The sequence below is a fragment of the Arthrobacter sp. K5 genome, from assembly GCF_040448525.1.
GTDB lineage: Bacteria > Actinomycetota > Actinomycetes > Actinomycetales > Micrococcaceae > Arthrobacter > Arthrobacter globiformis.
Genome location: NZ_CP159279.1, coordinates 270,134 through 290,784, shown reverse-complemented (window position 1 = coordinate 290,784; position 20,651 = coordinate 270,134). Strand labels below are relative to the sequence as shown.

The window sequence follows — 20,651 nt, the reverse complement described above, 5'->3', positions numbered from 1 at the left end:
CCAAAATGGATCTTGTGGCTGTGTCAGTCGGTATCTCGACTGAATTTCGACCGCTATGTGTGGGTCGTTTTTACTATTGCTATGGAAGAGCTGTGGATCCCCGTAGTAACCCCATGGAGCCAACATGTCTCGTATTTTCCTGAGTCACTCGAGCAGGGACACCCGGCAGGCGATCGCCTTGAAACGCTGGCTGGCGGAGCAAGACCCGGCCTTGGCCCAAGAGATCTTTCTAGATCTCGATCCAGTGACCGGTATAGCCCCAGGTGAACGGTGGAAGGAGGCGTTGCTGCGGGCCAACGAACGATGCGAGGCGGTGATCTGCCTGCTTTCGGCCGCTTGGGAGGCTTCTCGCGAGTGCCTGGCCGAGTACCGGACTGCAGAAAATCTGGGCAAGCTGATCCTCTGTGCCCGCCTGGAGCCGCTGCAGGACACGGAAATCACCGGCGAGTGGCAGCGCTGCGATCTATTTGGTCCCGGAGCCACAACTGAGGTTACCGTCAACGACGGCGGCAGCCCGGTGGTCTTTCTCACAGAGGGCCTGCTGCGACTTCGCCTGGGTTTGCTGCGGGCAGGGATCGGTGCCGAGTTTTTCCCCTGGCCACCGCCACAGGATCAACATCGTGCACCTTACAGGGGGTGGGAACCCTTGGAGGAGGCTGATGCAGCGGTGTTCTTCGGCCGGGACGGGCAAATTGTTCGAGGTCTCGATACGCTGCGCGCGATGCGCGGTGCAGGGGTCGAATCCATGTTTGTCGTGCTTGGACCCTCCGGTGCTGGAAAATCCTCTTTCCTGCGAGCGGGTCTGCTGCCCCGGTTGCGGCGGGACGACCGGCAGTTCGTTGTCTTAGACATCGTGCGCCCCGAGCGAAAGCCGCTCACCGGGGACAGAGGCCTCGCCTGTTCGATACATGCTTTGCGCAGCAGTATGGGTCTGCGCACGCCCGCCTTGGGCGAAATCAAACGCGCTTGTATCGAGAAGGACATCGAACGGCTGATTGGGTGGCTGGACGAAGCCCGGCAGACTGCCGCAGGCCGACTGCTAGGGTTGCCGCCGGCCACGCCCCCACCGACGCTGGTTTTGCCATTGGACCAAGCGGAGGAGCTCTTCAACGCCGACGCCGGTCCAGAGGCCTCCGGGTTCCTGTCCCTACTCGGCCGACTGCTGGAGCATAAGGCAGGGACCCTCCCGGCATTAATCGCGGCAGGAACAATCCGCGCGGATCTATACGAGGCGTTGCAAACCGCCCCGGCGTTGGCGAGTGTGAAAAGCGTTCTGTTCGATGAGCTTAAGCCAATGCCTATCGCCCGGTTTAGGGAGGTCATTATCGGACCCGCCGCTCGTGCCACCGCGGCGGGGAAGCCCTTAGAGATCGAACCGGCTCTGGTAGACCGGCTCCTGGCCGAGAGCGGGCAGGGAGCGGACACTCTTCCATTACTCGCATTGACCTTAGCGCGCCTTTACCGTGATTATGCCGACGATGGGCATCTGACGCTGTCTCAGTATGACCGGATGGGCGGCATGATGCGTGTGGTTCAGAACGAAGTTGACAGTCTATTGGCTTCCGCCCCGGACCAGCGCCGGCAGCAGCTGCAACTGCTTCGCTCGGCTTTCATCCCCTGGCTCGCAACGTTTAATGTGGACAATGACCAGCCCGTGCGCCGCATCGCACGTCTCTCCGACCTACCAGAGGAAGCCGGCTACTTAATCAAGGCGATGGTTCAGAAGCGCCTACTCGTTCGCGACACGCGAGGTGGGGAAATACTGATCGAGGTATCGCTTGAGAGTCTCCTTCGTCAGTGGGAGGACTTGGCAGGCTGGTTGGCGGACGAGCGGGAGGACCTCAAGACAGCCGACATCCTCGAACGGGCGGCTACGGCATGGAGACACAGTGGTCACAACGACGCCTGGTTGCTCGAAGGCGTGCGGCTGGCGGGAGCCGAGCAACTGGCCGCAAAACCCGGGTTCAGTAAACGACTCCACCCGATCCATGATTTCCTGCAGGCCTCCAGGCACCGTGAGGAGAGCAGAGCTGAAGCGGAAAAGCAGCGACAGCTGACTGAACTTCGAGTCGCCCGGGAACAGCGGGAAGCAGCAGAAGCCTATGCGTTGGTACTGCGGAAACGCTCCCGAGTGCTCAAGGCTGTGGTAGCCGCCGCACTTGCCACCGCCCTGGTCGCAGCGGCCGCATTCCTTCAGGCCTCGACGGCACAGCGCGCAGCTATTGAACGCACCCGTGAAGCTACTGCCCGGCGCCTGGTGGCAGAGGCACAAGTGATGTTCGCGTCGGACCGTCCGGGAGATGACGTGCGAGCCCTGAAGCAAATCCTTGCCGCTCACGCCATAGCGCCGACGGCGGAGGGGGAAAACGGACTGCTCAGTGCGTTGTTCGCGCAGAAGGATCTGGAACGGATTATGGAAACAATGGAGGAGGTCAATTGCCTGGTGATTAGTCCGGATGGGACGCGAATCGCATACGGTAGCGACACCGGCACGGTGGGCCTACTGAATGTGGCAAACGGAAAACAACGGGCTGAAACAGTGGGCGCGCACCAGGACAGTGTCGGTGCCGCCACTCCAAGGCCAGGAGAAGTCAAGGCGGTGGCCTTCAGCCCTGACGGACGGATGTTCGTCTCCGGCGGCAGCGATGGCAAAATCCGCAGATGGGACGGTCTTAGCGGGGAGCCAATCGGCGAATCAATTACAGCACATAAGGATGGAGTGGGGGTCGTAGGGTTCAGTCCCGACGGCAAGACAATCGTCTCCGGGGGCACGGGCCCGGGCATTAACGGGGCACTTCGCCGGTGGAACGCGAAGACCGGCCAGCCGATCGGCGACACGAGCACAACAACCGACTACGGTGAGATTTACCCCGTGGCATTAAGCCCAGACGGCCGAACGATTCTCACCAGTAATTTGGCACCCCGCCTATGGGACGCTCGGACTGGCAAGCCGGTCGGACATCCCATCAACTTTTCAGGGATCCGACCCGAAGACCAGGGCCCGATGGCCTTTAGCCTCGACCGAAGAATGATGGCCATTGGCGGTCACACCGGCAATGTGCGCCGCTGGGATGTTAGAACTGGCAAAACCATTGGTGGCCCGATGATTGGTCACCACTCTCCGGTGGCCGATCTTGCATTCAGCCCGGACGGACGCACGATCGCCTCCAGGGATGAGGACGGAACGGTGCGTAGATGGGACGCTGGCGATGGAAGACTTATTGGCGAACCGGTGATCGCAGGCAAAGGGCCAGTGATTAGTCCGGCGGCCAGCCTGACCTTTAGCCCCGACGGGCAACAGCTAGTCACCGGAAATCCTGACGGCACCATTCGCTGGTGGAATTCTGGCAGCGTTCGATCCTCCACTAACTTCAAATTTCAACTTGATGACGAAACGCAAGGTGTAGGTGTCAGCCCCGACGGGCGGATGATCGCATCTGCAGATATGAATTTCCTCCGTAGGAGGAACGCGCAAACTGGCGCGGAGCTCGGCAAAGCGATCCCTGTTAGAGACATAATGTTCAAAATCGCGTTTAGCCCTGACAGCCGGACGATCGCAACCGGCGGCGCGGGCGGTACGGTTTCCCAGTGGGACGCCGCCACCGGCGCCCCACTGGGAAAGTTAATCGTCACCAATTTGGGCTGGGTAGGAGACCTGGCGTTCAGCCCCGACAGCCGGACGGTGGCGGCCGGGGGTGCCGACGGAACAATCCGGCAGTGGGAGGCACGTACAGGCGAACCCATCGGCGACCCAATGACCGGCGATCAAAAGTTGATAAGGAGTCTGGCATTCAGCCCGGATGGTCGTACTATGGTCACCGGCAGCGAGGATGGCAACCTACGCCGTTGGGACGCCCTTAGCGGCCAACCTCTGGGCGACCCGATGACTGCGCACAAGGACGAGGAAACAGCCCTGGACGGCGTGAAGGATGTGGTCTTCAGCCCTGACGGCCGGATGATCGCCTCCGGGGGCGCAGACGGCATGGTGCGATTGTGGGACGCCTCCACCGGCCACCCGGTCGGAGATCCTGCTACCGGGCACCAAAGCGAGGTTACGAACATTTCGTTTAGTCCTGACGGTAGCCAGATTGTCTCGGGCAGCTATGACGACACATTGCGTTGGTGGGACGCCGGCACCGGCCAGGGTATCGGTTACCCAGTCACATTCAGCGGCCAGGGGGGCTTGCTCAGTCGTGTGGCGTTTAGCCCCAACGGCCAGTTCCTGACCCTAGTGACTGACGATAAGAGGGTGCATCGATTCCCTGTCCCCGCGGCTTGGCCTAGTGAACTCTGCGGCAAGCTAACCCGCAATATCAGCCACAAGCAGTGGCGTGAATGGGTGGGACCGGACATTGAGTACAGGGAGATCTGTCCTGGCCGATCCGTGCCAGCCGACGACGTAGCCACCACCAAGCGGTAACAGAGCCACCACCACAAATTGCTGGGGCTTGCCGAAAACCACCAGTCTGTCCCCGTTTACGCCTTTCCGGGGACCGCCACGTACGCAGCGTCATAGGCGAGCCCGCAGCGTGCCTCAGGGAATGCCCGCAGAACCTGGACGCAAGGTCTTCGCACAATTCAATCCCTCGTTTTTGAATCGGTCTGGAGAACCTCAAGAAGCCGAAAAGCATGGCTGCATTTGTCAGGCTCAGCAACAAGACCGTGAGGTAAGCGCCACACGCTCTCCACGTGGCTGGTCCCTAAGCGCCATCGGGTCGGCGAGCTAAGGTCTTTCCCGCCTTCTGGCTTGCACTACGAGGTCTGCCGCCCACGGCCGGTATCCGTGGTGAAGCACCATGCCCTCGGGCATCCCCTGGACGGTTGCGGTCGAGCCGGAGACGTCGATCGTGATCCGCCCCTCGGCCATGGGGGCGTTAGAGATGTGCACGTCCCCATACGACTCCGGGAGCATGGGATTCATCCAGAGGCCACCCAGCGCAACGTCCGCGTAGTAGCCCATCAGGCTTTTGACGAGCATGATGGGAGCAGTAGCGGCCCATGCTTGGGGCGAGCAAGCTGTGGGATAGGGGACGGGTTCATCAACGTGCTGACGGTCGAAGCCACAAAACAATTCGGGGAGGCGGCCGTCTGAATACTCGGCGGATTCCAACAAGGCCGTCGCGATCCGCTGCGCTTCCGCATTGAATCCGTAACGCAGCAGGCCGGCCACGATGATCGCGTTGTCGTGGGGCCAGACCGACCCGTTATGGTAACTCGCAGGGTTGTAAGCGCCCATGTTGCTTGCCAAGGTCCGCACGCCCCAACCGCTGAACATCTTAGGGGACATCAGCCTCTCGACCACGAGCGGCGCCTTGTCCTCATCAATTAGTCCGAACAACAGACCGTGGCCCATATTGGAGGCACAGGCATCGACGGGTTTCTTCTTCCCGTCCAAGGCGATGGCATAGTACCCGCGATCAGCCAGCCAGAATTGCTCGTTAAACTTCCTCTTTAGCCGGGCGGCGCAGTCCTTGTACCTGTCGGCCAACTCCACGTCGCCAGCGTCACGGGCGAGCCAGGAGCGCGCCAGATAGGCGCTATAGACATAGGCCTGGACCTCGCACAGCGCGATCGGCGCCTCAGCCAAGGTGCCGTCCGCGAAATTGATCCCGTCCCACGAATCCTTCCAGCCCTGGTTGATCAGCCCCTGGTCGTTGAGCCGCTTGTACTCAACGAAACCATCCCCGTCCCTGTCCCCGTAGCTACGGATCCATTCCAGTGCCCTGTCCACGTGAGGCATCAAGGCGGCGATGATTTCTGCGGCGAAGCCCCAGCGGCTGAGTTCACCGGGTAGAGCCACGAATAGCGGCGTTGCGTCTACGCTGCCGTAATAGGCCGATTTGCCACCCAAGGCCAACCCACTGGAGACACCGAGCCTGACCTCGTGCAGGATCTTTCCTGGTTCCTCCTCGGTCCTAGGATTCACCGCGCTGCCTTGGCGGTCGGCAAGTGTTTGGATGGTCCCGATGGCCAGAGACGGGTCTACTGGCAGGGCCATGATGGAAGACCACAAGGAGTCCCGCCCGAATAGCGCCATAAACCATGGCGCGCCGGCAGCCACGACGTTCCGCTCTGGATGGGCAGGATCCTCAATCCGAAGTGACCCCAGATCGTCGTAGCTGCGCCGCAGGGTCCGTTCGAGGGAGCGGTTGCCTATGTGTAGGGCCGGAATCTTGGAGACCCATTCCTGCCGCCGCCGGTCCTGGGGGAAACAGCCTCTCCGTCAGGATGGACAAACACCATCGGGGAGCCAGCTGCCTCGATGATGGGCATCACGGTCAGGACCGTCGTCCAATATCCGTGAGGCGGAACGTTCACTCGATAGCTAATGGCCTCCGGGGTGATGTCTGCACCGGGGGCACTGACCGCGATGCCTTTCCGAACGTCTTGGCAGAAGGCCCGGATAGTCAGGGATCCGCCAGTTGCTTCCCGGGGCTTCTCCCAATGCCGATGTATACGGGCTTCCTTTACCTCGAAAAGGTCGGCGAAGTCGACCTCGGCGTGGAGGGAAACCGTGCAGTCGGCGGGGGCAGCTGAGTAATTTCGGACGGTGACCTGCTCCGAAATTCCGGTACCTAGCTCGCGAAGTCGTTCGACTATTAGCGGGCTGTCGGTGTACCCGTCGGAGCGGCGAACGCGCCCGATAATGAGGGCACGGTAAGGCTCCTTTGTCTTGGCAGTGAGCGGCTCCAGGGGCTCACCGTCCACGGTTAGAAGCCACCGGGACAAGATACGCGTGTCTTCGAAGAAAACCCCGTGCGGCTGCTCCGGCTGAAGATCGCCGTTGGCCGCTGAAATGCAAAAGGACGAGCCTTCCACTAATGTGAGCGTACCGGCGCCCAAGGGCCCGGCCGCCGTATCTGCATTCCATCCAGCCGTCCCGGCTCCTTCTAGGGATTTCTTCAGTGCGAGCACTCCGGCAGAAGGCGTCGGGTACCTACCGGCCCATTCCGGCCTTCATCGTCCCACTGAGGCTACGCCCCCACGTCAAGTGATGCCAGAGCAGGACGATGCGACTCATAAGGAACTTACCCAAGCTCTACCTGCGGCTACTGGGGCCGCCTGGCTCCATTGCGCTCATGGTCGGAACGGACCCGCCCCCACAGGTCCGTTCCAGCATGGGCTAGCCAGCTAAACGGTTCGGGTTCAAAATTGTAGAAAGGTTGTCTTTGCGCGGTACCCGGGAGGGTGACATGACCTTTCGAGGAGAGACCAATTTTCAGCAACTTAACGGTCGGCAGCTGGATAAGGCCCTTCACGCCTTCTACAAGCAATCCAGGTGGATTTGCTTCGAGGACCTCAAGCGAGTGGCGAACCGCTATGTCGGCGAAGCGGTGTCAGTATACGGGACGATAGGATGGCTAAACGAAGATGATATAGGCACCGAGTTTGTGATGCATGGTCTAGAATCGCAAAAGAATTTCGCCTCGATTTTCGCGTCGCAATACGCTCGCGAGTGCACAGGACGCATGCACAGATGTGATTTCTTCGTCAGATACCCAGGTGGCCACATAAACTTCCATGCTAATTCCGATACGTACTACGTTTACGGATTTCTAGGAGGTTGGAGCACTGACCTGGTGAATCAGTACGGCACCCGTATAAGGTCTCCGTTGATTGATGCGGAGTACGTAAAATAGCGGATGGTTACTAGATGCCCTCCCGATAATGCGAGGCCTCAAGATGCGGCGGCAGATTTCAGCCGCTCACTTCATTTGGGCATTACTGGTTGCTGCAGGAATTTGAAAATGAGGCGTTATGTGATGGAGATCTTTGCAGTCGTCATCGCAGTTATATTAACGTTGGTCTGCGCGATTGCAGGAGTGCGTGAATGGGCCGGGGGCGAGCCCCGGCCGGGGATTATGCTGCTGACCCTCTCCCCTGTCGTCGGAGTGATTTTTTACTTCCTCGCTGCGATCGCAATCATCCTGGTAATCGGAGCGTTGGTCCTCTTTTTTGTCATTTGGACTCTGGTGAATTCTTAGGAAGCGCTATCCTGCCCTCGGCCTCGTGACCCGCAACCCTGTCGTGGCATGCAGACTTACCCGCCCAATTGCGAGTGCGGCAACCGGCCTTGGCTGCCGCACTCGAGCAGGGATCGGCAGACCTCTCGGAAGCAATCAGGCGGCCGGATGGGACGGTGATCTCGATAACGCTGTTGTCGAGGAACTCTGGCTGCTGGTCGTAGAAGCCTCTAGGTCTGAGCATATGGGAGCCACTTATATCCCTTCACGCCGCCGTTCCAAGAATTGCTCTTAGCCGCACAGACACTGGTCAGTGCAAGGGTTTCCCGTAAGGAGGGCTGTTCAGGGCGGACGGGAATTACTCCCAAATCCACCCATCGGTAGCCGCAATCAGTATGCAGGTACACCGATGTGCGGGTTCCGGACGGAAGGCGGCCCGTGGGCGGGTCCATAAACAAGGTTTCGACTCCAGGCATTTCAGATCCGGGTCCTCACGCGTACCGGCAAGGTGGAGGCCGCTCGCAGCCTATTGGTCGCACTACGAGCGGCCATGCGCGACGATCCCAATGACTACAGCACTCTAACCGACGAGCTCGACCAGCAATTGAAGGCCTTTGAACAGCCAGACGCTCAAGATCACTGAGCAGCTGCGTAAGCCGCAATCGTCGAGACGCGGGAGTATGTCCTGCCTCAATCTAGATGGCCTGTTCCCACGTCGGAGTTGCCAACTAGATTGAGATAGGACATCCAGCCCCCGGGATCGGGGTCCGGCAAGGGCCGCGGCCCCGATGCTGGCCAGGACGAGTTCGTAGTCGATTGAAGTCTCATCGGCGCATCAAGTACCTCAAATCAGGTTTTCTTTGCAACCGTTCAACAAGCGCATCATGCCCGGGTAGAAGCCTTGGAACCTGTTCGATGACACCGAGCAGCGGTTGCACGCAGTCAATTCGACGAGACTCCGGCCGCGCGGAAAGAAGTTATTGCCCGTGACGAGCAGGCCCTCGTGGTTTTCCGCCAGGAGGGTCACTCCGTCTGGGCCAGCGCCCATGAGGTTGTCGCTCACGATTGTCGTCTGCCCGGCACCGGTCAGCTCAACACAGTTCCCGCATTCGGCAATCATGTTGTCGTGTACCCGCAGAGCGTCGGCGCCGCGAACTATCAGGGCATGCTCGAGGTAGACGAACCCCATTCCGGTGATACTTCGATGGAACGCCGCCTAGCGATCCGGGACCGATCTCGGTTCATCCATGAGGCGATCTGGGTACGGGAGGTCATACGTAGTTGGCCAGAATGCTCTCGACGTCCTTGGACGGTTCTCATTGACAGGACCAGTCCAGGTCCGGCGCAGTCAAAGTGGGTGAGCACAGCGCGCTGTGCTCCGAGATCATGGACCGGCACCCCGAGTACCTCCTCGCGGCGAAGGAGATCCTGGAGGACGACGCGGTGGGTGCGAAAAAAGCCTCTCGACCTGCACTTCCTCTCAACCACAAGTGAGTTCGCGTAGGCAACACCCGCCGTTTCTGCCCAAAAGTTCCCGCCAGATACCGCGGTGAGATGGCTTAGCCTGCTGCCCTTCTCATATACATGGTTAAGGGCATACCCCCCGAGGAGTGTGTCGACCTGGTGATGTGCTCGTAAACGGCGAAATGCGAGGTTCGTCGATCGAAGCCGTAGCCGAACCTTCCAGATGCTATCGCACCCTCCCCATGCCCCGAGGCTGCGCCCCTTCCCTTGCAGCCTCGGGCAACATGCTGGCCCGCTCCAGCGGATTCATGAATGACCAGAAGCATCAACACTGCTTGTCATTCTGATAGACCCATCATCGCTGGGCGGGACCTCCGCGCAACCAGGGCACCAAGCGCCGACCCAATCAAAAGTTTCCTTCGGCGCTCCTCCGTCGCTTATCTCCTCACCAAACTTTTCGATTCCGGCCGGTCCCCCAAGTTGCACTGCGGCCCCTCCTACCCAGCGGTGAATCCTCTATCAGAACGGCATCCACATCCCAACGACCACAGTCACACCGACAAAACGGTCAAGGGATTCCAGCTACCGCCACTACCCGGGCCGGCGCGACAACCCGGCCCAGATCGTTCGCACAATCCCTCGGGCGACACCCGACATTTCAGCGGCCAATGTCATGTAGCCATCCCACCCAAACGAAATGAATGGGTATGAAGAAAACGACCCCTCAGTGGAGCACCACTCCCCCGGAGCCTGTCCAGTCATGTTGTCCCGGCCGGGCGATCCCATGAAGCATTAAGAATCAGAAAACCGCGACGCTCAAAGAAGGAAGGAACCGGCCACAAGAAGGACAACCGACAAACACGGCGTGACAGACACCCGTCAAAGCGATCTTCTCGGACAAGCGTGTACACCGTCCACCAGGTCAGAGGCCCCAAAAGGGCCCTGACCTGGGGAAACACTGTGCCCGAGGTGGGACTCGAACCCACACACCTTTCGATACCGCATTTTGAGTGCGGCGCGTCTGCCAATTCCGCCACTCGGGCGCGGAGTACACGGAGTAACAATCGTAGGCTCACAGCGAAGTGTGATCAACGCAGCCACTACCAGTGCGCGGATTTACTCTACATGCAGATAGGCTAAAACCGACAATCGCGCCACCGCCGTCGCAACAAGCCATGCCGATCCAAGTACAAGCGCGGGGCCCAACTAAGATAGTCATAGTCCCGCCGTACCTTTTCAAGGAGATCCCGTGTCAGAACCGACGGAGTCAAACAAAACGTCCCAGCCGGCGCGCCGCGTAGTTGTGGCCGAAGACGAAACCCTCATCCGCCTGGACATCATCGAAATCCTGCGGGGCGAAGGTTATGACGTCATCGGCGAGGCCGACAACGGCGAGAAGGCCGTGCAGCTGGCCGAGGAGCTCAAGCCGGACCTGGTCCTCATGGACGTCAAGATGCCCGTCATGGACGGCATCTCCGCGGCCGAGAAGATCGTCAAGGCCCGCATCGCCCCCGTGGTGCTCCTGACCGCGTTCAGCCAGAAGGAACTCGTGGAGCGCGCCCGGGACGCCGGCGCCATGGCCTACGTGGTGAAGCCGTTCACCCCGGCCGACCTGATCCCCGCCCTGGAGATCGCGCTGTCCCGCCACGAGGAGATCAAGGCGCTCGAAAGCGAGGTGACTGACCTGCAGGAGCAGTTCGCCACCCGCAAGCTTGTGGAACGCGCCAAGAGCCTGCTGACCACCAAGATGGGCCTGACGGAGCCGGAGGCCTTCCGCTGGATCCAGAAGACCTCGATGGACCGCCGCCTCAGCATGCGGGAAGTGGCCGAGACCATCATCAACCAGGTCAACTAGAAAACAGCAAGCCACAAAACGGAAGGACCCCGGCAACGTGCCGGGGTCCTTCTGCTTTCCCCGAAACCGGAGCGGATACCGGGAACAAAAAGGGAGAACCCCCGCCACCCTTGAACCGGCGGCGGGAATCCTCCCTTTCAGGTTCAGCTACTCAGCCGGGGCTGCAGCAGCCTTGTCCTTGTTCTTCTTCTTCTTTTCCGGCCACGGTCCGAGCTTTTCCTTCTTCTCGGTAGCCTCGCCGATGCGGGGCGTGTCGGCGAGGTCGCCCACCTTGTGGACCTTCAGCGAGTTGGTCGAGCCGGCCTTTCCGGGAGGCGAACCGGCAGCGATGACCACGAGGTCGCCGTCTTCCACCAGTCCCATGTCCAGCAGGCTGCGGTCCACCTGTGCGGTCATTTCATCCGTGTGCCCCACCATGGCCACCAGCTGCGGCTGGATGCCCCAGGTCAGTGCCAGCTGGTTCCACACGTGCTCCACCGGAGTGAACGCGAAGACCGGCTTGATCGGGCGGAGGCGGGACAGTCGGCGCGCCGAGTCACCGGACTGCGTGAACGTACAGATGTACTTGGCGTCCAGCTGGTCGGCGATTTCGACGGCGGCACGGGTGATCGCGCCGCCTCGGGTCTTGGGCTTGGTGCCCAGCGGGGGGACGCGCTCCAGGCCGTGCTCCTCGGTGGACTCGATGATCCGGGCCATGGTCTTGACCGTCTCGATCGGGTACTTGCCCACGCTGGTCTCGCCGGAGAGCATGACCGCGTCGGCGCCGTCGAGCACGGCGTTGGCGCAGTCGGAGGCCTCCGCACGGGTGGGGCGCGGGTTGTCGATCATGGACTCGAGCACCTGGGTGGCCACGATAACCGGCTTGGCCCAGCGGCGTGCCAGTTCGATGGCGCGCTTCTGCACGATCGGCACTTCCTCCAGCGGAAGCTCCACACCGAGGTCGCCACGGGCCACCATGATCGCGTCAAACGCGTCGATGATCTCGTGGAGCTGGTCCACGGCCTGGGGCTTTTCGATCTTGGCGATCACCGGAACGCGGCGGCCTTCTTCGTCCATGATCTCGTGGACGCGCTTGATGTCGCCGGCGTCACGGACGAAGGACAGGGCGACGAGGTCCACGCCGCGGCGGATGGCCCAGCGCAGGTCGTCTTCGTCCTTTTCGCTCAGTGCGGGGACGTTGACGGCGACGCCGGGGAGGTTGATGCCTTTGTTGTTGGACACAAACCCGCCGACGGTCACCTGGGCGACGACCTTGACGTCGTCCACCTCGATGGCGCGCAGCGCCACCTTGCCGTCGTCAATCAGCAGGGCGTCGCCCGGGTTGACGTCCTCGGTCAGGCTCTTCAGGGTGGTGGAGCAGATCTCCTTGGTGCCCGGAACGTCCTCGGTGGTGATCGTGAAGATGTCACCCACGGCCAGTTCGTGGGGACCGTCGACGAAGCGGCCCAGGCGGATCTTCGGGCCCTGCAGGTCAGCCATGATGGCCACGGCCTTGCCGAGGTCGGCCGCGGCCTTGCGGACATTTTCATAGGTGTTGTCGTGCACGGAGTAGTCACCGTGGCTCATGTTCATGCGGGCTACATCAACGCCGGCTTCCAGCACCGCGAGGGTGTTTTCGTAGCTGGCAATGGCCGGTCCGAAGGTGGCCACAATCTTTGCGCGTCTCATATACCTACCCTATTTGTCACTTGCATTGGTTAAGTTGTCCCGGAGATGAGTTTCATCCCCGGATCGGCGCTACAGGACGGCTATGGCACGGTCCGTCGGAGCGACAGGAGCAGGAAGGATGGTGCTTCCCATCAGGAACTTGTCCACCGCCGCAGCGGCGGCACGGCCTTCGGCGATGGCCCACACGATCAGCGACTGTCCGCGGCCGGCGTCGCCTGCCACGAAGACACCCTCGGTGTTGGTCATGTAGTAGCCGTCGCGGGCCACGTTGCCGCGCCCGTCGAACTCGGCGTTGACCTGCTCGGTGATGCCTGCAGGTTCGGGTCCGGTGAAGCCGAGGGACAGGAACACCAGATCAGCGGGGATGATCCGTTCGGTGCCGGCCTTGGGGAGGCGCTTGCCGTCCACGAATTCGGTCTCCGCGACCTTGACGCCGGTCAGCTTGCCGTCCTCGCCCACGAACTCCACGGTGGAGGCGAGGTACGTGCGCTCACCGCCTTCCTCGTGGGCACTGGCCACTTCGAAGAGGGTGGGGAACGTCGGCCACGGCTGGTGGCCGGCGCGTTCCAGCGGCGGCTGCTTGCCGATGGCCAGCGTGGTCACCGACGCTGCCTGGTGGCGGTGCGCCGTGCCGATGCAGTCCGCACCGGTGTCGCCGCCGCCGAGGATGACGACGTGCTTGCCGCGGGCGTCGATGTGGTTCTCCGGGGACTCCCCCGCCACCACGCGGTTGGAGGGAACCAGGTAATCCATGGCGAAGTGCACGCCGTCCAGGTCGCGGCCCGGGATGGGCAGGTCACGCGGCACTGTGGCACCGGTGGCGATGACCACGGCGTCGTAGCGGCGGCGCAGCTGCTCCCAGGTGACGTCCGTACCGACGGCAACGCCGGTGCGGAAGCGGGTGCCTTCGGCCTTCATCTGCTCGAGCCGGCGGTCCACCTGCTCTTTTTCCATCTTGAAATCGGGGATGCCGTAGCGCAGCAGGCCGCCGATCTTGTCGTCGCGTTCGTAAACGGCCACGGTGTGGCCCACGCGGGTCAGCTGCTGTGCAGCCGCCAGGCCGGCAGGACCGGAACCGACGACGGCGACCGTCTTGCCGGTGAGGCGGTGCGGAGGCAGCGGGTTGACCCACCCGTTGTCGAAGGCCTCATCGATGATGGAAACCTCGACCTGCTTGATGGTCACGGCGGGCTGGTTGATGCCCAGCACACAGGACGCCTCGCAGGGGGCGGGGCAGAGCCGACCGGTCCATTCCGGGAAGTTGTTGGTGGCATGCAGCCGCTCAATCGCTTCCTGGCCCTTGTCCCGCCACGTGAGGTCATTCCACTCGGGAATCAGGTTCCCCAGCGGGCAGCCCTGGTGGCAGAACGGCACACCGCAGTCCATGCAGCGGCCGGCCTGGCTCTTCAGGACGCCCTTTTCCTGGGCCTCGTAAACTTCCTTCCAGTCCATGATGCGGACGGGAACGGGACGGCGCGGCTGGGTTTCACGCTGACGTACTTTCAGAAATCCGCGTGGATCAGCCACCGGTCACCTCCAGGATTCGAGACCAAACTTCTTCGCCGTCGGGGTCAAGGCCCTCTTCGATGGCGTCGAGACGGGTTTGCAGCACTGCGGCGTAATCGCGCGGCAGCACCTTGGTAATGCGGGCAGCGGTGTCGTCGAAGTTATCGAGCAGACGCGCGGCCAGCTGGGATTCGGTTTCCTCCACGTGCTTGACCAGCAAGCCGTGGACGATGTCGCGGTCTTCGGCGTCCAGCTCAAGGAGCTGGAGTTCACCGGACTGCAGGGCTTCCTTGTTGACCCGGGCGGTGTCCAGGTCCAGCACGTAGGCCGTGCCGCCGGACATGCCCGCGCCGAAGTTCCGGCCGGTGCGTCCGATGATCAGCGTCTGGCCGCCGGTCATGTACTCACAGCCGTGGTCGCCGATGCCTTCAACAACCGCGGTGGCGCCCGAGTTGCGGACCAGGAAGCGTTCGCCCACCTGGCCGCGCAGGAACAGCTCGCCGCTCGTCGCGCCGTAGCCGATCACGTTGCCGGCCACGACGTTGCGCTCGGCCTGGAACACATTGGAGCGGTCCGGGCGGACGATGATCCGGCCGCCGGAAAGGCCCTTGCCGACGTAGTCATTCGAATCGCCGTACAGGCGCAGCGTGATGCCGGCGGGCAGGAAGGCGCCCAGCGACTGGCCGGCGGTGCCGTTCAGCGTGATGTCGATGGTGTCCGTGGCGAGCACATCCGTGCCGAACGTCTTGGTGACGACGTGGCCCAGCATGGTGCCCACCGAACGGTCGGTGTTGATGACGTCAACAGTGATCTTCACCGGGGCACGGTCGGTCAGCGCTTCGGCGGCCATGGTGATGAGCCGCTGGTCGAAGTGCTTGTCCAGCTCATGGTTCTGGCCGGTCAGGTTCCGCAATGGGGCGTCGTCGTCGAACTCGAGGCCGTGCAGGATCGGGTCCAGGTCCAGGCCCTCGGCCTTCCAGTGGCTGATGGCCTCCTGGGTGTCCAGCATTTCGGCGTGGCCGATGGCTTCCTCGATGCTCCGGAAACCGAGCTCCGCGAGGATCTCGCGGACTTCCTCGGCCAGGAACTCGAAGAAGTTCACCACGAACTCCGGCTTGCCGCTGAAGCGGGCGCGCAGCTCGGGGTTCTGCGTGGCAACACCGACGGGGCAGGTGTCCAGGTGGCAGACGCGCATCATGATGCAGCCCTCAACCACCAGCGGTGCCGTGGCGAAGCCGAATTCCTCGCCGCCGAGCAGCGCGGCAATGACGACGTCGCGGCCGGTCTTGAGCTGGCCGTCCACCTGTACCACCACGCGGTCGCGCAGGCCGTTGAGCATGAGGGTCTGCTGGGTCTCTGCGAGACCCAGCTCCCACGGCACGCCGGCGTGCTTGAGCGAGTTCAGCGGCGAGGCGCCGGTACCGCCGTCGTGCCCGGAAACAAGCACGACGTCGGCCTTGGCCTTGGTCACGCCGGCAGCAACTGTGCCGATGCCCACCTCGGAGACGAGCTTGACGTGCACCCGGGCCGAGGGGTTCGCGCGCTTGGCATCGTAGATGAGCTGCGCGAGGTCCTCGATCGAGTAGATGTCGTGGTGCGGGGGCGGGGAGATGAGTCCGACGCCGGGGGTCGAGTGGCGCGTCCGGGCGACCCAGGGGTACACCTTCTGGGCCATCAGCTGGCCGCCTTCGCCGGGCTTGGCGCCTTGGGCCATCTTGATCTGGATGTCGTCCGCGTTGCTCAGGTAGAGGCTCGTGACGCCGAAGCGGCCCGAGGCAATCTGCTTGACAGCGGAACGGCGCTCCGGATCCAGCAGGCGGTCCACGTCCTCGCCGCCTTCACCGGTGTTGGACTTGCCGCCCAGCCGGTTCATGGCGATCGCGAGGGTCTCGTGGGCTTCCTTGGAGATGGAGCCGTAGCTCATGGCACCCGTGGAGAAGCGCTTGACGATGCTGGAGACCGGCTCGACTTCCTCGAGCGGCACGGCGGGGCGCACGCCGTCCTTGAACTTGAGGAGACCGCGCAGGGTCATCAGGTTCTCGGACTGGTCGTCCACGCCTTTGGTGTAGGCCTTGAAGATGTCATAGCGGCGCTCACGCGTGGCGTGCTGCAGCCGGAAAACGGTCTCCGGGTTGAAAAGGTGCGGTTCGCCGTCGCGGCGCCACTGGTACTCGCCGCCGCCCAGCAGGGGCCGGTGCGGTTGTTCGATGCCGCCCTCCGGGTAGGCCATCTGGTGACGCGCGGAAACCTCCGCCGCGATGACGTCCAGGCCCACGCCGCCCAGCTGGGAATGCGTGCCGGCGAAGAATTCGTCCACGAGCTCCTGGCCCAGGCCCAGCGCTTCGAACGTCTGCGCGCCGGTGTAGGACGCCACGGTGGAGATGCCCATCTTGGACATGATCTTCAGGACACCCTTGCCGAGGCCCTTGATCAGGTTGTAAACACCGTCCTGCGGGGTCACACCCACCACGTCGCCAGCAGCGATGAGCTGCTCGACGGATTCCATGGCCAGGTACGGGTTTACGGCGGACGCGCCGTAGCCCACGAGTACAGCCACATGGTGCGTCTCGCGAACGTCGCCAGCCTCGACCACCAGGGCGGTCTTGGTGCGGTTGGCGCTGCGCAGCAGGTGGTGGTGCACGGCGCTGACCAGCAGCAGGGACGGGATCGGGGCCCACTGGGCGTTCGAGTCGCGGTCGGAGAGGACCACGTACTGCACGCCGCGGTTGATGGCACCGGACACCTGCTCGCAGATTTCCGTGAGGCGGGCGCGCAGCGCGTTCTCGCCGCCCTCGGGGCGGTAGAGCCCGCGGACCTTCATGGCCACACGGTTGCCTTCGGCGTCCTCGATGTTGGCAATCTTGGCGAGCTGGTCGTTGTTGATCACCGGGAACGGCAGGGAGACCTGCGGCTGGCGCACTTGCTTGGTGTCCAGGAGGTTTCCGTTGGGGCCGATGGCGCAGGTCAGCGAGGTGACCAGTTCCTCACGGATGGCGTCCAGCGGCGGGTTGGTGACCTGCGCAAAGGACTGCACGAAGTAGTCGAAGAGCAGGCGGGGGCGCTTGGACAGCACAGCCACCGGGGTGTCGGAGCCCATGGCGCCCAGCGGTTCGGCGCCGGTGCGGGCCATCGGGCCCAGCAGGATCTTCAGTTCTTCGGTGGTGTAGCCGAAGGTCCGCTGGCGGATGTTCACGGACGCCGCGGTGTGCACCACGTGCTCGCGTTCCGGCAGCTCGTTGAGGTCGATCAGGTTGTCCTTGACCCACTCGGCCCAGGGGTTCGCGGCGGCAACCTCCGCCTTGACCTCGTCATCGCCGATGATCCGGCCGGCCTCGGTGTCCACCAGGAACATCTTGCCCGGGGAGACGCGGCCCTTCTTGACCACCTTGGAGGGTTCGACGTCGATGACGCCCACCTCGGAGGCGAAGACGACCAGGCCGTCTTCGGTGATCCAGTACCGGCCGGGGCGCAGGCCGTTGCGGTCCAGGGTGGCGCCCACGAGGGCTCCGTCGGTGAATGAGACGGCGGCAGGGCCGTCCCAGGGTTCCATCAGGAGGGAGTGGTACTCATAGAACGCACGGCGTGCGGGATCCATCGTGGCGTGGTTTTCCCAGGCCTCGGGGATCATCATCATGATGGCGTGCGTGATGGGGCGGCCGGACAGCCACAGCAGTTCGGCCACCTCGTCGAAGGACGCGGAGTCGGACGCGCCGGGCGTGCAGATCGGGAACAGCTCTTCCGGCGAGTCGCCCAGCAGCGGGTTGGCGAGCTGGGACTGGCGGGCGCGCATCCAGTTCCGGTTGCCCTTCACGGTGTTGATTTCACCGTTGTGGGCGATGGTGCGGAACGGCTGGGCCAGCGGCCAGGATGGGAAGGTGTTGGTGGAGAAGCGGGAGTGGACGATCGCCAGCTTGGTCTTGAAGCGCTTGTCCGAAAGGTCCGGGTAGAACGGCTCCAGCTGGGCCGTGGTCAGCATGCCCTTGTAGACGATGGTCCGGGAGGACAGCGACGGGAAGTAGACGCCGAACTTGTTCTGGGCGCGCTTGCGGATACGCCAGGCGCGGCCGTCCAGGTCGTTGCGTTCCAGCTGCTCGCCGGTCGCCGAGGCGAAGAACGGCTGCGAGAAGTACGGCATGCAGGCGCGCGCCATGGCACCGACCAGGTCGGCGACGACGGGAACCTCGCGCCAGCCCAGGACGGTCAGTCCCTCGTCGGCGGCCAGGCCCTCAATGCCTGCCTTCGCGGCGTCAGCCTCGCGCTGCTCAGCGGGCAGGAAGGCCGTGCCCACCACATACTGGCCGGGGGCCGGAAGTTCGAATTCGGTGACGGCACGGAAGAACTCGTCCGGCACCTGCATCAGGAGACCGGCGCCGTCACCCGTTCCCTCATCGGCGCCGACGGCACCGCGGTGCTCGAGGTTGCGCAGGGCGGTAAGGGCGGCGTCGACAATGTCGTAGCCGGGTTCACCACGCAGTGTGGCGATGATCGCAAGACCGCAGGCGTCCTTCTCCTGCTCCGGGTTGTAGAGCCCGGATGCCTCGGGGAGCGCCGCGAACCGCTTGAACGGCGACATGGCGGCGTCCGGCTGGTTCGGTTCGGACCAGCTGGGGCTTGAAAGAGTTTGGGTCATGGGAGACGTCCTTCCTCCTGATCGTGCGTATGGAAGGGACAACGTTGGCCCCACTCAGAGCGCCACTGTGATGGGCGCAACAAAGTGTTACTGCTTACTGGAAATTGTAGGGCAGGCATGCGTGCTGAACTAACAGTTACGCAGGCTTCCGCCCCGGGCTTGACCGGCCAGCAGTCTATGCTGACCGGAGTGGGCCTCTGCCACGACGCTGTGGTGTTGGGCGCTCCGAGCGGTAACTCTCTGCTGCCCTGGGTACCGGCGCCGGCTAGCGTGAGCTGCCGGACTCCGGCGCGGTCCCGGTCTCGGTGCCACCGGGCTTTCCGGTGTTCCGCGACTCCGCGGCGGTTGGGGTGCCGCCGGTGGATGCCGGGACTGCTTCGGTTTGGGCAGAAGCTAGCCCGGAACCGTTTTGGTTATCAGGGAGATTATCACGCGATTCACTATCTGAGACAACGCGGTCCGTATCACGGACCGGATTGCCGGTCACACTTGGAGCGGAAGCGGAGTCCTTTGGCGTGTCCTTTTCCGCCGCCGAACCTGCCGTTTCACCAACGGCCGGCGTCCCGCCGTCGGCCTCCCCGGAGACCCGCTTCCCGCCGGTTTCCTCGGCGACCGGCGTCCCGGCCGTTGCGGCCGCTGCAGGTGCCGGCTCCCGGCCCGGCAGGTAAACGCTGTCCGCGTTCCCGTCCTTGCGCCGGCCCAGCACGATGAACACGGCCAGTGCGGCGATGAACACGAAGATGCTGGTCCAGACGTTCAGGCGGGTGGTGATGCCGAAGAGGCTGATCTGCTCGGCGTCGTCGATCCGCATGGCCTCAATCCAGACCCGGCCCAGCGTGTAGTACATGGCGTACAGCCAGAAGAGCCGGCCGCGGCGGAAGTGGAACCGCCGGTCGAGGGCCAGCAGGATCAGCACACCCAGAATGTTCCAGAGGGATTCATACAGGAAAGTGGGATGGAAGAGCGTGTCGGCCGGGTAGCCGGCCGGGAAGTTGGCGTTGTCCGCGTCCACCTGGAGGCCCCACGGCAGCGTGGTCGGGCCGCCGAAGAGCTCCTGGTTGAAGTAGTTTCCCCACCGGCCGAGGGCCTGAGCCAGCAGCAGGCCAGGCGCCGCGGCATCGATGAAGGCCGTGAGCTTGACCCCTGCACGGCGGCAGCCGATCCAGGCACCGAAAGCACCCAGCACCACGGCGCCCCAGATTCCAAGGCCGCCCCGCTGGATCTGCGGAATCAGGGACAGGTCCCCGGTGCCGTCGAAGCCGGGACCGAAGTACGCATCCGGCGACGAGAACACGTGGTAGAGCCGGCCGCCGATGATGCCGAAGGGGATGGCCCAGATGGCGATGTCCCAGACGCTGCCTTCGGGCGCTCCGCGCTTGGCCCAGCGGACGGATGTCAGCCACAGGCCGACGACGATCCCCGCCAGGATGCACAGGGCGTACGCGTGGATGCGGAGCGATCCCCACGGCAGCGGAATATCGAATCCGGACCAGTCCGGGCTCGGGATGCTGGCGGGCACCATGCCGGCTGGAACCAGTGCTGCTGCGGTGAGGAGCGTCTGCAT

Annotated in this window: 9 protein-coding genes, 1 tRNA gene and 1 pseudogene; 4 read left to right on the top strand and 7 right to left on the bottom strand. The window is 63.1% G+C overall.

Annotated elements, in window-relative coordinates; translation table 11 throughout:
- Positions 1-124: 124 nt before the first annotated feature.
- Entirely contained in the window at positions 125-4,420 is a 4,296-nt protein-coding gene (locus ABRP34_RS01280; protein WP_353711941.1) for a TIR domain-containing protein, read from the top strand.
- Positions 4,421-4,723: 303 nt separating this feature from the next.
- Here the strand turns inward: ABRP34_RS01280 and ABRP34_RS01275 are convergent.
- Positions 4,724-6,915 (bottom strand): annotated as a pseudogene (locus ABRP34_RS01275) (glycogen debranching N-terminal domain-containing protein).
- Positions 6,916-7,763: 848 nt separating this feature from the next.
- Between ABRP34_RS01275 and ABRP34_RS01270 the strand changes: the two are divergent.
- Positions 7,764-7,985 carry a hypothetical protein gene (locus tag ABRP34_RS01270; RefSeq protein ID WP_353711940.1) on the top strand — a complete coding sequence of 74 codons (222 nt, stop codon included), beginning with the start codon at positions 7,764-7,766 and terminating at the stop codon, positions 7,983-7,985.
- An 823-nt stretch (positions 7,986-8,808) separates the two neighbouring features.
- Here the strand turns inward: ABRP34_RS01270 and ABRP34_RS01265 are convergent.
- Positions 8,809-9,153, bottom strand: a complete 345-nt coding sequence (locus tag ABRP34_RS01265) for a hypothetical protein (protein WP_353711939.1) — start codon at positions 9,151-9,153, stop codon at positions 8,809-8,811.
- Between the two features lie 164 nt (positions 9,154-9,317).
- Between ABRP34_RS01265 and ABRP34_RS01260 the strand changes: the two genes are divergently transcribed.
- Complete coding sequence (locus tag ABRP34_RS01260; RefSeq protein ID WP_353711938.1) at positions 9,318-9,458, top strand: hypothetical protein; 141 nt, start codon at positions 9,318-9,320, stop codon at positions 9,456-9,458.
- Between the two features lie 931 nt (positions 9,459-10,389).
- Here the strand turns inward: ABRP34_RS01260 and ABRP34_RS01255 are convergent.
- Positions 10,390-10,471, bottom strand: a tRNA-Leu gene (locus ABRP34_RS01255).
- Positions 10,472-10,677: 206 nt separating this feature from the next.
- Between ABRP34_RS01255 and ABRP34_RS01250 the strand changes: the two genes are divergently transcribed.
- Complete coding sequence (locus tag ABRP34_RS01250; protein ID WP_003800911.1) at positions 10,678-11,283, top strand: response regulator; 606 nt, start codon at positions 10,678-10,680, stop codon at positions 11,281-11,283.
- Positions 11,284-11,430: 147 nt separating this feature from the next.
- Here the strand turns inward: ABRP34_RS01250 and pyk are convergent, their stop codons facing one another.
- From pyk to lgt, 4 genes are all read right to left on the bottom strand, one after another.
- Positions 11,431-12,951 (bottom strand): pyruvate kinase, encoded by a 1,521-nt coding sequence (gene pyk / locus ABRP34_RS01245; RefSeq protein ID WP_003800908.1) that lies wholly within the window; start codon positions 12,949-12,951, stop codon positions 11,431-11,433.
- Between the two features lie 69 nt (positions 12,952-13,020).
- Positions 13,021-14,478: a glutamate synthase subunit beta gene (locus tag ABRP34_RS01240; protein WP_353711937.1), complete on the bottom strand. Its 1,458-nt coding sequence runs from the start codon at positions 14,476-14,478 to the stop codon at positions 13,021-13,023.
- Positions 14,471-19,087 (bottom strand): glutamate synthase large subunit, encoded by a 4,617-nt coding sequence (gltB, locus tag ABRP34_RS01235; RefSeq protein WP_003800905.1) that lies wholly within the window; start codon positions 19,085-19,087, stop codon positions 14,471-14,473. The genes ABRP34_RS01240 and gltB overlap by 8 nt, the downstream gene beginning before the upstream one ends.
- A gap of 265 nt (positions 19,088-19,352) precedes the next feature.
- The gene (lgt, locus tag ABRP34_RS01230; RefSeq protein WP_353711936.1) at positions 19,353-20,651 is read right to left on the bottom strand and encodes a prolipoprotein diacylglyceryl transferase; all 1,299 of its coding nucleotides are present in this window, start codon (positions 20,649-20,651) and stop codon (positions 19,353-19,355) included.